The 11,497-nt window shown below is 67.3% G+C and carries 17 protein-coding genes; 5 read left to right on the top strand and 12 right to left on the bottom strand.

The genetic code is table 11. The features are described 5' to 3' along the window. Nucleotides 1-10: 10 nt before the first annotated feature. Nucleotides 11-595 (top strand): GNAT family N-acetyltransferase, encoded by a 585-nt coding sequence (locus tag ACRXBZ_RS03060; protein WP_433877677.1) that lies wholly within the window; start codon nt 11-13, stop codon nt 593-595. A 129-nt stretch (nt 596-724) separates the two neighbouring features. Here the strand turns inward: ACRXBZ_RS03060 and ACRXBZ_RS03065 are convergent, their stop codons facing one another. Further along, on the bottom strand, nt 725-1,363 hold the full coding sequence (locus tag ACRXBZ_RS03065) for an RNA-guided endonuclease TnpB family protein (RefSeq protein WP_433877678.1): 639 nt from the start codon (nt 1,361-1,363) through the stop codon (nt 725-727). Between the two features lie 455 nt (nt 1,364-1,818). On the opposite strand from ACRXBZ_RS03065, the gene ACRXBZ_RS03070 reads away from it, so the two are divergent. Both ACRXBZ_RS03070 and ACRXBZ_RS03075 read left to right on the top strand, forming a co-directional pair. Beyond that, nucleotides 1,819-2,115 (top strand): hypothetical protein, encoded by a 297-nt coding sequence (locus tag ACRXBZ_RS03070; protein WP_433877679.1) that lies wholly within the window; start codon nt 1,819-1,821, stop codon nt 2,113-2,115. Continuing rightward, a complete protein-coding gene (locus tag ACRXBZ_RS03075) occupies nt 2,112-2,393 on the top strand; it encodes a hypothetical protein (RefSeq protein WP_433877680.1) in 282 nt (93 codons plus the stop codon). The genes ACRXBZ_RS03070 and ACRXBZ_RS03075 overlap by 4 nt, the downstream gene beginning before the upstream one ends. 184 nt (nt 2,394-2,577) lie before the next feature. On the opposite strand, the gene ACRXBZ_RS03080 is transcribed toward ACRXBZ_RS03075, so the two are convergent. From ACRXBZ_RS03080 to ACRXBZ_RS03120, 9 genes are all read right to left on the bottom strand, one after another. Then, entirely contained in the window at nt 2,578-3,003 is a 426-nt protein-coding gene (locus ACRXBZ_RS03080) for an Imm1 family immunity protein (RefSeq protein WP_433877681.1), read from the bottom strand. Further along, entirely contained in the window at nt 3,000-3,236 is a 237-nt protein-coding gene (locus ACRXBZ_RS03085) for a DddA-like double-stranded DNA deaminase toxin (RefSeq protein ID WP_433883789.1), read from the bottom strand. Before ACRXBZ_RS03085 ends, ACRXBZ_RS03080 begins: the two co-directional genes overlap by 4 nt. A 25-nt stretch (nt 3,237-3,261) precedes the next feature. Then, nucleotides 3,262-3,771 carry a hypothetical protein gene (locus ACRXBZ_RS03090; protein ID WP_433877682.1) on the bottom strand — a complete coding sequence of 170 codons (510 nt, stop codon included), beginning with the start codon at nt 3,769-3,771 and terminating at the stop codon, nt 3,262-3,264. Between the two features lie 87 nt (nt 3,772-3,858). Further along, nucleotides 3,859-4,689 carry a protein kinase family protein gene (locus tag ACRXBZ_RS03095; RefSeq protein WP_433877683.1) on the bottom strand — a complete coding sequence of 277 codons (831 nt, stop codon included), beginning with the start codon at nt 4,687-4,689 and terminating at the stop codon, nt 3,859-3,861. Between the two features lie 251 nt (nt 4,690-4,940). Continuing rightward, a complete protein-coding gene (locus ACRXBZ_RS03100; protein WP_433877684.1) occupies nt 4,941-6,047 on the bottom strand; it encodes a radical SAM protein in 1,107 nt (368 codons plus the stop codon). Nucleotides 6,048-6,479: 432 nt separating this feature from the next. After that, entirely contained in the window at nt 6,480-6,665 is a 186-nt protein-coding gene (locus ACRXBZ_RS03105) for a helix-turn-helix domain-containing protein (RefSeq protein WP_433877685.1), read from the bottom strand. Continuing rightward, entirely contained in the window at nt 6,665-7,231 is a 567-nt protein-coding gene (locus tag ACRXBZ_RS03110; RefSeq protein WP_433877686.1) for a hypothetical protein, read from the bottom strand. Before ACRXBZ_RS03110 ends, ACRXBZ_RS03105 begins: the two co-directional genes overlap by 1 nt. Beyond that, complete coding sequence (locus ACRXBZ_RS03115; RefSeq protein ID WP_433877687.1) at nt 7,228-7,557, bottom strand: hypothetical protein; 330 nt, start codon at nt 7,555-7,557, stop codon at nt 7,228-7,230. Before ACRXBZ_RS03115 ends, ACRXBZ_RS03110 begins: the two co-directional genes overlap by 4 nt. Beyond that, nucleotides 7,550-7,762, bottom strand: a complete 213-nt coding sequence (locus ACRXBZ_RS03120) for a hypothetical protein (RefSeq protein WP_433877688.1) — start codon at nt 7,760-7,762, stop codon at nt 7,550-7,552. The genes ACRXBZ_RS03115 and ACRXBZ_RS03120 overlap by 8 nt, the downstream gene beginning before the upstream one ends. A 433-nt stretch (nt 7,763-8,195) precedes the next feature. Here ACRXBZ_RS03120 and ACRXBZ_RS03125 point away from each other — a divergent pair, with 433 nt between their 5' ends. Beyond that, entirely contained in the window at nt 8,196-9,419 is a 1,224-nt protein-coding gene (locus ACRXBZ_RS03125; RefSeq protein ID WP_490885438.1) for an NsdA family TPR-like regulatory protein, read from the top strand. Here the strand turns inward: ACRXBZ_RS03125 and cutA are convergent. Then, nucleotides 9,410-9,727 (bottom strand): divalent-cation tolerance protein CutA, encoded by a 318-nt coding sequence (gene cutA, locus ACRXBZ_RS03130; RefSeq protein ID WP_433877690.1) that lies wholly within the window; start codon nt 9,725-9,727, stop codon nt 9,410-9,412. The genes ACRXBZ_RS03125 and cutA overlap by 10 nt on opposite strands. Nucleotides 9,728-10,208: 481 nt before the next feature. Here cutA and ACRXBZ_RS03135 point away from each other — a divergent pair, with 481 nt between their 5' ends. Next, nucleotides 10,209-10,475, top strand: a complete 267-nt coding sequence (locus ACRXBZ_RS03135; RefSeq protein WP_433883790.1) for a transposase — start codon at nt 10,209-10,211, stop codon at nt 10,473-10,475. Nucleotides 10,476-10,501: 26 nt separating this feature from the next. Here the strand turns inward: ACRXBZ_RS03135 and ACRXBZ_RS03140 are convergent, their stop codons facing one another. Further along, nucleotides 10,502-11,497 carry an ATP-grasp domain-containing protein gene (locus tag ACRXBZ_RS03140; RefSeq protein WP_433877691.1) on the bottom strand — a complete coding sequence of 332 codons (996 nt, stop codon included), beginning with the start codon at nt 11,495-11,497 and terminating at the stop codon, nt 10,502-10,504.

Raw genomic sequence — 11,497 nt, forward strand, 5'->3', positions numbered from 1 at the left:
GCCCTCACTCATGCGACCCGTTGTCACCGAACGTCTCCTGCTCCGCTCGTTCACCAAATCCGATCTGGACGACCTGTACGACATCCAGCGCCGCCCCGACGTCGCACGTTACCTGTTCTGGAACGCCCGCACCCTGGAGGAAACCAGGGAGGCGCTGGCGGTGCGCATCACCCAGACGGAGCTGGCCGCCGAGGGCGAGAACCTGGCGATCGCCGTGGAACTGCGCGAGACCGGCCGCCTGATCGCGGACTTCAACCTGGAGTGGCTCAGCGCCGAGCTTGGCCGCGCCGAGATCGGGTTCGTGATGAATCCCGACCACTCCGGCCACGGCTATGCCACCGAGGCCGGGGCCGAGGTGCTGCGAATGGCGTTCGAGAGCTACGGGTTCCACCGTGTGGTCGGCCTGTGCAACGGGAACAACCACAGCTCGCAGCGCCTGATGGAGCGCCTCGGCATGCGACGCGAAGCCTTCTTCGTCCAGGGCGAGATGCTCAAGGGCGAGCGCGCCGATCTCGCCGTCTACGCGATGCTGGCCACCGACTGGGAGCAGGGCGCCGGGGCGGCTCGCTCCGGGGAGCGGACCGCGCGCGGGTAAACAACTCGGCCCTTAAGGACCGAGCTTTTAAGCGGCTTGGTCCATAGGGGCTTTGCTTGCGCTCCCGTCTCACCGCTGGCTGTGACGAGACGGGTCGCATACACACCTAGCCGCTGCGATCGGGCATGTTTACAAATACCCACGCCGTGCGTGCGCGGTCGCGCACGTTGACCCCGGCGACGAAGTCAGCGGGTCCAGCGAGACCACACCGACGACAAGAGAAAAAGTCCCGATTGGGCCTGTTGGCCCGCTCGGTGTGACCACACAGCGCGGACAGTGCTGCGAGGTGTAGTGCGCGTCCACCTCGATCACGAGAACCCCTACACGCCGGGCTTTGTAGGCGACGTAGTCCCCGAGCCGGGCGAACGGCCAGGAGGATTGCGTGGCCCGCTGGTCGCGTCGAACCGTGACCCGCTCGCGGATACCACCGAGTGCTTCGAGGGCGATTCCGCGTTCGGTGCGTTGGGCGACGGCCACAACATCCTTCGCGATCTTATGGTTCATGTGCGCAGCGTGCCGCGCTTCCCGCTTCGCACGCTTTTTCAGCAGGCGAGCTGCCGAACGGGTGTTTTTGGCCTGGATCTCTGCCTTCTTCTTAGCCTGCCAACGCCGGTAACGATTCAGGCGACGACCGGAACAGTTCGCGGCGTCGCTGGTGGTGGCCAGGTTGTTAATGCCCCGGTCCACCCCGATCCCCTCCACCGGCTCAAACCGTGGTTCTCCCGCAACGTCGCAGGTGGCGATGATGAACCACTTGCCGTCCCGCAACAGCAGGCTCGACTCACCCTGCCGGTGATCCACCAGGGTTTTCAGGCCGCCTTTCCGAGCCGGTGAACGCAACGTCGCGCATCCGCCCGTGCACGGTCCAGACCGACACCGTGCGCAATTCAGGCACACGAGTGGTGCCGCCCGGTGCGCTCGTCTGGGGCGCCGGGCTCGTCTGGGTCGGCTGCGGGGAATCCCGGTGGTCTGTGGGGGTGTTCTTGTTCCGCCCGGTGCTCTTCGTTACGGGTTTCGGCTTCGATGTCGGCCGAGGTGCCAGACCGTGTAGGCACCGCCGCCGCCTTCGGCGTGCCGGCCCGTTGACAACGCGATGACTCTTGCGGGTAGCTGGGTGGTGAGCATGGCGAGAATCAGCAGGGCCAGCAGGTTGAACAGGACGAACGTGCTGGATCCGGGACATCGGTGGTTCTCCTTCGGTTGGGCCGCCGATCGACGGCCTCATGGACGGCAACGCCGTCGGGTTCCGTAACGAGGCCAAACTCGCCGCGGTCGAGCAGCGCCTCGCGGCGCTCGACGCGACGGCGAACAAGCTCGCCGAACTCCTGGCCACCGACCGCGCCCTCGACGTCGAGACCATCAGGACCGAAGTCGGCAACGCCGTCGCGACCGCCCTGCAGGAGAACACCGTCGCCGTCGAGGTGCGCGGGTTCACGCCTGCCGATCCGGCCGACGCCGATGCCGGGGCGGTCGCCATCGGCGAGGTCCGCGACGAGATGCAGACCGAGGGGGCGTCGTGAGCGAACCCGCACACCGAGCCCAACCCGGCTCGCCGACGCAGACCGAACCGGCCGCGATCGCCGAGGCGGTGCGCGTCATCCTGGTCGCCCTCGTCGGCGCCGGGTGGCTCGCCCTCGACGACGCGACCCTCGCCTCGATCGTGTCCGTGGTCGGCGTGCTGGCCTCGGTCGCGTTGACCTGGTGGACGCGCCGGAAGGTGACCAGCCTCGCCCGGCCCCGCGCCACCGACGGCACCCCGCTCGTGCCCGCCGCGCCACCGACCCGGCCCACCGAATAGCCCCCTGAATGGCCCGGTGCGCTACCGCCGGGCACAGAAACGCCCCCGCCTGCACCTCGGTTGTGTGCCTGCAACCGGACGCGGGCGGGGGCGTTTCGTCATGTCCACAGGCAGGCCGTCGACCTGCAGCTCGTCACGCTGTGCTCGCGCCGGCCAGCGCGGAGCGTGACCGCCGTCGAGCGGGTTACACGCCCGCGGCCTCGTCGCGCCACGTCACCGAGGCGGGCCGGTCAGCGCTGTTGAGGAACTCGACGAGGACCTCGGTAAACCGCTCGACCGGCAGGCCCGAACCCGGTGGAAAGTCATCGTCGTCGAACTCGCAGCCTTCCGAGGCGGGGTCGCCCTCGGGGTACGCCTTGTCTCGGGTGGGTCCTGGTAGGAGAGGTAGCCGAACCCGTCGCGGACGGTGGCGTAGACGTCGTGGTCGAAGAACCCGCGCTCGGTGTCCCACAGCGGCCGGTCGCGGTGGATCAACCGTGCCACGTCGGCGGCCTCGTCGGCGAGCAGCTCGACGAGCTCGCGCACCTGGTCGCGGTCCTTCACGAGCAGGTTCGCGCCGCGTTCCGCACCAATCTTCGGTGAACACGGCCCAACGGGCGTCGATGGTCATCGGTCCCCTTCCTTGCCTCGGTAGAGCCTCCCGTTCGGGCTGCTCCCGTCCTTAACTCTCAGTGTGGTTCCCGGTGGCAGGAACCGTTCAAGCCACTTGTCGCAGGTGTCCGGTAGGTCATCATCCCTATCCGGCGTCGTGCCACACACCCGGCGGTTGATCTCGATCTCGGCGTCGGCGATGTTCTGGTCATTCATCCGCATCACGAACTGCACCTCAACATGCCGGGAGATGGCGGCCTCGGCGTTCGGGCGACCGTTAGGTCAACCCGAGTTCGACGGCGCGCTGCCGGGCTGCCTGGTAGTACTCGCCGCCATTGCCGCTTTCCAGCATCACCGCGTCGCCGTCGCTGTTGACCCACCGGCCGTGCGTCTTCCCCGCTCGAGGCGGACGCGGTAGCTCCGAGCGCGCCGGGGTCGACGGCGCCGAACCGGATGCCGTCGAGCTGGACGCGGGCGCAGCGGGGGCCGCCGTCGTGGTGCTCGGCGGTGAGCCCGAGGGAATCCCGTTTCTTTGCCGGTAGACGTGCAGCTGCGCCGCGATGGCCTGCACCTGTTGACGCAGGGCCGCGAGTTCCTGCGGCATGGTCTGCTGGGCTTGCGCTGCGGCGAGCACATCGTCGTCAGTGGCGCCCTGCAGCGCTGTCGCGAGGTACCCGTTTCCCTCTTCGCACCGGTCGATCGCTTCGGTGAGAGAACCGGCCGCCGCCTCGATCTTGCTCAGCGCGGTCGCGATCGCCTGGCCGAGCTGTTCAACTGCGGATGCCAACGGCGCCCCCTCGGACAGGCGGACAGTGACGAGCGCCGATCATGCCCGCCACCACCGACACCCCGCCGGTACGCGCCTGCCGAACCGCTACCTCGATGTTCTGGCGGTTCCGCGTCGGCTCTCAGACCACTCGCGGGTGACCTCGGACATCTTCTGTTTCCACCGGTCCTCGGGCGCCTCGGCAGCGAGCTCATCCCACACGCGGGCGTTGGCGCGGGCGAAGACGTCGATCGCCTCGGCCGACGCGGTTGCCCACGCCGGGGTGTCGCGCACCCACGCCTCGGCGGTGGCGGGCGTGTGCCCGTCGGCGATCAGCCGGTACACCAGCACGCACGGGTCGATGAACGCGGCGCCTCGTGTGGGCCACGCCCAGTCGATCAGGTACGCCGTTCCCGCGCTGTCGATCAACACGTTCGCCGGGTTGTAGTCGGTGTGCAGCAGCGTCGAGCCGGTGAGCACCTCAAGCTCGGCCGGGTCGTCGACGTACTTGCGCCACCGCTTCTCAGGCCGCTTGACCTCCGGCAGGTCCGGGCACGGGATGCTGCTGAGCCGCTGCATCACCTCGACGACGGCCGGGAGGTCCGGCGAACCGGGCCGGTAGTCGGCGTGCCGCCCCTCGACGTATTCGAAGCCAAGCAGATCCCACCCGTCGGCCTCGACCCACCACAGCAGGCGCGGCGACACAGCCCCCACGAACGGCGCGATGACCGCTTCGCGCGCCTGCGTCATGATCCCTGCGTGATCGGTACGGAGTCCCTTGACGAATACCCGCCCGTTGGCCGTGTCCAGTAGCAGCGCAACCGCGGAATTCTTCCCGGCCGACACCGTCCGCGCCGACCGAACAGGGCCGGTCCGCGATTCGATGACCTCGCGAACGCGCGAGGACAGGTCTTGCCAGTCGACGCGAGCTAGCGCCATGCGTTCTGTTCCCTTGCTTCCGTGGTTGCCCGTCGGCGGAGAGGCTAACGAGACGACCGAACGGGCCTGCACACGGCGCGGCGTGCAGACCCGTTCGGGTGGCGGCGTTGTTGATCAGTACGGGTTGTCATCACTTGAGGTGCACGAGCACCGGTTCGACTCGGAAAGTGCGTCCAGATCCGCGACGAATTCGATCGCTTCCGGCTCCTTTGACGGAGGCTCGAGTGTCACCAGGACGGCGGTCATATGGTTCACCTCCTTCCGTGCTGGCAGTAGCTAGCCAAGGGCGCGTTTGCCTCTTGGTAGCGCTTCGCGAGCGGCCTGCAGACCCCACACGAGCCCTGCAGGGCACACCCCGAACACCCGCCGGTGCGGAGCATCAACTTGTCCGCGATCGGCGGGAGCTGTGAGAGACCCTCGACGCCCTCGGCGATCAGGTCGACCTGCTCGTCTCGGCCGACCTTGCAGATCGACGCCCGGCCGAACGGGTCGGCGTGGAAGTGGGTCACCCCGGCATTGCACCCGGTGAAGGGTGTGCGGGCGCGGAGGTGCTCGGTCGACTGCGACGTCAGGCTCTCCGGCCCGCTGTGGATCGTCGGCGAGATGTTGCTGTAGACGTGGTGGTCGTCGCCGAATTCGTCGGCGAGCGCTCGCATTTCGGCTTCCTCGTGCTTGTTGTCCTCGACCACGATCACGTTGAACCGCAACGGCAAACCCGCCTCGCGCGCGGCGGCGAGGCCGCGCCGGAACAGCTTGAAGGTTCCGCGGCGCTGCGTCACGCCGTCGTAAGTGGCTTCCGTGGCGCCGTAGATGCTCACGACGACCCGGTAGGGCCGGTAGCGCGTGAGCAGGTCGAGAATCATCGAGTTGTGCAGGCGCGAGCCGTTCGAGCTGATCGTCAGCATCATTCCGAGCTCGTAGGCCAAGGCGTAGACCTCGGGAAACAGTGGGTCGATCAGCGGTTCACCGCCGGTGAGCTGCAGCCACACGACCCCGGCGTCACGCATGATGTGGAGCAGGCGCGCCCGATCCTGCCATCCGAGCCCCTCGAACCGCTTTTTGCCGAGGTAGCAGAACGGGCAATCGTAGTTGCAGCCGAGATTCAGCTCGTAGGACGCGCGAGCGTAGCCGTAGACCGAGGGCTGCCGGACGAGCACCGCCTCACCCGTCCGGCGCTCACTCAGGTCAAGCCCCCACGCCTGATGGGTAGCGTCGACCAGCCACGAGGGGCACGGCTGGTCGACGCTCGTCTGCTGCAGTTCCCGGTACCTGCGCGTCGGAATCTTGAATCCATGCTGTTTGCCCGGCCGCAACAGAAGGTGATGATCCAGAAACGGCGATGCGATCAGTTCGTGCACGGCGATCCTCCTAGGTGTCCACTACGGACTCACTTTCAGACTCGAGACAAGCCATCGAACACGGCGCACAGCACATCGCGAGACCTTGCGGTGCGGGTGAACGCGACCGCAGTCGCGGCGCGGCGCTCGGCATCGAGCGATTTCTCATCCGCCGGTAAGGAAGCGGCCGGGCTGGGTTCGGCAGACACGACGGGGGTGAACCAATCGCGGCGGGGTTCTTCGGAAAGGTCGCCCGACCACGTGATCAGCAGCCCCGCGCTGACGATCCCGCGACAGTGTTTCCCTGCCATTCCTGCGTTTTCCTCTCATGTGGTCGCGCTTCTTGTGGTCGTTGAACTGGCTCGGTGGGCACCCATCCGCCCGGCGGCTCGAAGGTTCGCCACTGCAGGACGAGGTCGGGTGGCGGTTCCGGGTGAGGTAACGGGCTCGGCATCAGCTCGCCGACTTGCGTTGGCTTCCCGCGGGGCGCATCGTCACGTTCGCCTCGGTGAGCGCGGTGTGCATCGTCGTGTAAGACACGCGGAACTTGCGGGCAAGCTCGCGGATCGACGGGCCGTTTCCGTTGTCGTACAAGCGAATGGCGTCGTCGAGGATCTTGCCGGAGATCAGACGTTGCACTAAATGATTCCTTTCCGAATGAGTTGGGTTCGAAGTTCGCTCACGGAGATACCGAGCGCGATCTCGACGCACTCGCCACACAACGGCCACTGCTCGGCGGGAACGGGCAACGGGCCCCACGCGAGGTGACAGCACAGCGTTTGAGCGACGCTGTGGCCATCGAGCTTGCTGCGGATGGCATCGGGCTCGACCAAGTGCGAAGCCTCGTCGCCGATCATCGCGATGCCGTAGGAGTACGCGCCGCCGGACTCGGCTGCTGCGGATTCGCGCTTGAGGTCGACGACGGGCGACAGCATCGCCGCAAGCGTGTCCGGCAGATCGGGCGCAGGCGTGGCTGCGTCGGCAGCTCGGTCGGCACGGCCGAACGCCACGATCAGGCACGCCTGACAGGGCATCCCTACGAAGCGGTCGACCTGTTCGGCGTCCTTGACGGCGAGCCGGTGCCCGCAGGCAGCAAGCAAGATCGTCGGCGGGTCGCTGTCAAAGTCGAGGGGGTAGGCGTGCACCTCCCGCTGATCGAGGCTCGGCGCATTCCGATTCCGGGCGAGCATCACCATCTGCGTCATGCCGGTCGCCTCCGTAGCCGGTGCCGCCCGGATTGGTGACCAGCAGCGGGCACGGGAACAGGACACGTGCCCGCTGCTGGCATGTCTCGCCGAACTCGACGGGGGAAGCCGTTCGGCGAGGTCCCGTGCACCCGTGCGGATTCGGGGTGTCGGGCGCGATCGCCACGCGCCCGTACCGCACGGTGAGCGCTGCGCGCTGCGCCGCGCTGCTGCTGCTCGTGCACGGGGGAAAGGTCGGCGAACTCTTCAGCGAGTCCGATTACGGTCGGCGCGTACATCGCGACGTTGCACACCAGCAGGAACAGCCACATCACGATTTCAGCCACGTCGGGCACCGCCTCGGTGCGCCGAGTTCCGCAGCCGGGCCCACCGCCCGCTTGCGAGGCCGCGAGCGATCACCCACCAGTCCGATAGGTGGTCAGCGATCGACCCGTGCCGCCGTGGGGCGATCGAGGCGACCGCGCAGACGACGGCGGCCAGCACGAGCGGCACCAGCACGGCGACCAGCACGAGCAGATTCAGATCGGACATGGCTGCCCCCAAGGGTTGAGGCTTCGTGGTCGGGCTATCCCGGCGTCGGGCTCATCGCGATCGACTATGAGCGCTGGGCGATCAGGTCTCGAAACCCTCGAATGCATAGCCGTATGCAAGCAATATGCATCCGATCCATAAATGCAGGCTGCGCCCGCCGGGACTCCGATAAACTCCCCGTGACTGGTCCACTACGGGGTGATGTATGGGATTCTGCGAAAGCTGCGGATGCAAGATCGCCAGTGATCACGCGGGCAGGGTGTGCACACCGTGTGCCCGCAAGACCCCATCCGGCGCCCCTGAAGGCCCACCGCCGCCGCCGGCCGGTTTCTGGCAGCGCGACGACGTCCGCGACGCCCTCGCCGAGCAGCACATCGGCAAGGTCATCCGCGCATACAGACGCGCGTACAGCCCACCGATCAACCAGGGGGACATGGCCGATTGGCTCGGTGTTGGGCAGAGTCAAGTCAGCCGGATCGAACGAGGTCGGCCAACTACCAACCTCGCTAGGCTCACCCAGTGGGCGCAGGTTCTCAAGGCGCCTGCATCACTTCTGTGGTTCCAGCTTCCGGCGGCGGATGCCTCGGATGCATCGCCACACGCTGAATCAACGCCTAGCCTCGCGCCGTATCAGCATCACGACCGAGGAGACGACGTGCATCGCCGGGACGTTCTGAAACTGGCGGGCGCCGCCGCCATCATGAGCGCCGCTCCGTGGCAGCGGCTCGCCGACACAATCGAGCACGGACGGGCGCCGGATTCCTCTGCCATCAGCCTTGTCGAGGACCGCACGACTGAGTTCTTCCACCTGGAAGAGACCACCCCGTCACGCACGATCCTCGCCTCGTTAACGGAGCACGGCGCCACGCTGCGTCGCCTGCTCGAAGCGACCACCCGTGAGCAAGACCGCCGCCGGTTGCTGTCCGCGGCCGGGGAAACCGAGGCGCTTGCCGGATGGCTCGCTTTCGACCTGTCACGGCCGCGCGAAGCGGTGAGCCGGTACAGGCGGGCGCTTGAGCTCGCCGACGAGGCAGGCGACGGCCCGCTGACCGCCTGCACCTTGAACTACTGGTCATACCTGCTCGCCTCACAGGACAAGTCCGCCGAGGCCGTGCAGCTTCTCGGCGAAGCGGGCGAGCACGTCAGAGGCTCGGCAGCCACAACGCAGGCGTGGGTCGCGGCGCGGCAAGCGGAAGAGGCTGCCCGGATCGGCGACGGTGAAACGGCCGAACGTGCGCTTGAACGTGCTTTCACCGCGTTCGACTACGCCCGCCCGCACCACGAGCGCTCGTGGACGAGCTTCTTCGGCGCGAGCAGGCTCGGCAGCCTCGCCGTTTCGTCGTACGGGCGATTGGGCCACCGCGAGACCGACTCTCTCGCCGGGTCGCTGCTCTCCGCGCTATCGCCGACCGAGACCAAGGTTCGAGCGCTCGTGGTCGCCGACCTCGCCCTTTCGGCCGCAACACGGTCGGACGTCGACCGGGCTGACCAGCTGGCGACCGAAGCCTTGCCGCTCGCCGTCCGAACCGAGGCGAGCCTCGCGCAAGATCGGCTGTGGGAACTAACCGAGGTGCTGCCGCAGGACAGCGGACGAGGCACGGCCGAGGCCCTGCGGCAGCGGGTTACGTCGGGGCTGCTCGCGAGTTCTCAGGCTTGAGTTTCCTCGTCGACCCACGACAGGTAGGCATCACTGCCGCCGGTGATCGGCGTCGCGATGATCTCGGGCACGTCGTAGGTGTGGTGCTCGTTGATGTGCTTGATCAGCGCGTCGAGCCGCCCGGCCGAAGTCTTGATCTGAAGCTGCCATTCGGGGTCGTCCTGAACGGCGTTCTCCCACCGGTAGAAGCTGCGGATCGGCACCACCTGCACACAGGCTCCGGCCTTCGCTTCCACGATGCTCCGCGCCAAGGTGGCCGCTGCCTCTTCTGAGTCCGTCGTCGTCACAACCTGCACGTGTTCAGCCATGCGATCAGGGTATCGACCAGGGCACCCGAGCAGACCGGGCGGAACCGCACCTGCGCCGCCCGGCGCGACTGCATCCGCGGCTGCAGGTGTGGGGCAGCCGGGCCTGTGAGTGTGTGTGCAGGTGTGGGTGCAGGGGGTCGTGAGATGGCCGGTAAGGGGGTGTCAGTGAAAGCCAGTGATAGGCTAGTGCTACCCGTAACGCCTGGTGAGGGCGCTACGAGCAGCATTTCACCTAGTCACCGCGCCGCGTGTTCATTAACGCGAGAAATTGGCGTTCACCCGGGTGACGGTCAATTTCTCGCGAAATTGCGCCGTCCTCGGGTGACCACAGACGGGTGGTGAGGGTGTGCCGGCAGCGCATACGGGTGTCCTCGCGGATCCAGTCCGCTTCGGGCCGGTCGCGCAAGCTCCGCCGCGTTCGGCTGGGGTGGTGTGGACCCGCAAGGCGGTGGCCGGGTTGATCCGGGTGCGGCACGGCGTCGTGTTGAGTTTGCCCACCGTCGGTAACTGGCTGCGTTCCCTCCGCAAATACCTGTGGGGGAGCCACTTCTGGTCCCCGTCCTACATTGCGGGTTCCTGCGACGGAGCACCGCTGGAGATCGTCAAGGAGTACATCACCAACCATCAACCAGAAACGCCCCAGTTAAAACGGTGTCCCCGGCGCGCAGCGCGCCGGGGAGACCGTGCTCTAGGGATCGCATTCCTCCCGGCCGTGAACGACCGGGGTTCCTGCGATCAGTTTCGCTGAAACGGGCACAACCTCCTCAGCCGCTCCTAACCCCGGCCCCGCTGCTCCAGCAGCCGCCCGGCCCAGTGGAAAAACGCGTCGGCCAACTCGGACCGAGCCGGCTCGGGGAACTGCGAGAAGTTGGCCATGACCGTGCACCACTCGCCGAACACCGGGCCCTGTTCGGTGATCAGGAAGTCCACGCACAGATAGTCGGCGCCGAGCGTGCGGACCACGCGCAGGCAGTCGTCGAGCACCGCCGAGAAGTCGGCGCTTGGACTCGCGTTCCCGCCCTGGGCGATGTTGGACAGGTAGCGGCCGATCACTTGCTCGCGCAGCATGCTGGTGACCACCTCGCCCTCCACCAGCGCGACCCGGAGGTCGCCGGAGTTGGGCAGGAACTCCTGCACCAGGTAGCCCTTGCCGGTCTGGGCGGCGATGTCCACCGCGGAACGCAGCTGTTCGAAGGTGTCCACTTTGAGCACGCCGAACCCCGTGCCGGACTCGCGCGCCTTGAGGATGTAAGGGCCGCCGCCGATCTCGCGACGCACCACCTCCAGGCCCTCCCGCGCGTGGCGGCGGAACGGTAGCGCGACGGTCTTGGGCACCTTCAGACCGAGCTGCGCCGCCCGGCCGATCATCGCCAGCTTGTCGCGCTCCAGCCATTCCGGCGCAGCCATCGCGTGGTTGAGCACGAACGAGTCGCTGGCGTCGATGATCCGGGAGATGCCGTGCAGGTAGGACACGGCCTGCTGGTCGTTGCCGATGTCGTCGACGATGTAGCACTGCCGGGTCTCCAGCAGGTCCACCCCGCCACGCCACAGCCGCGGCCGGTCCACGCAGGTCGGGGTGAGCTCGCTGGCCGGGATGAACTGGAAGCCGAAGCCGTGCCGGGCACCCTGCGCGGTCCACCGGTCGGTGATATCGGCGATGATCTTGCCGAGATGGCTGGGGTTGAAATCGTCCGGGTTGTAGATCCAGTTGACCATCCGCTCGGCCGGTTTGGCCGAGGGAGTGACGACCTCTCGAACCGCTGAGTACAC

This window comes from Saccharopolyspora hattusasensis (genome assembly GCF_050972075.1).
Taxonomy (GTDB): Bacteria; Actinomycetota; Actinomycetes; order Mycobacteriales; family Pseudonocardiaceae; genus Saccharopolyspora; species Saccharopolyspora hattusasensis.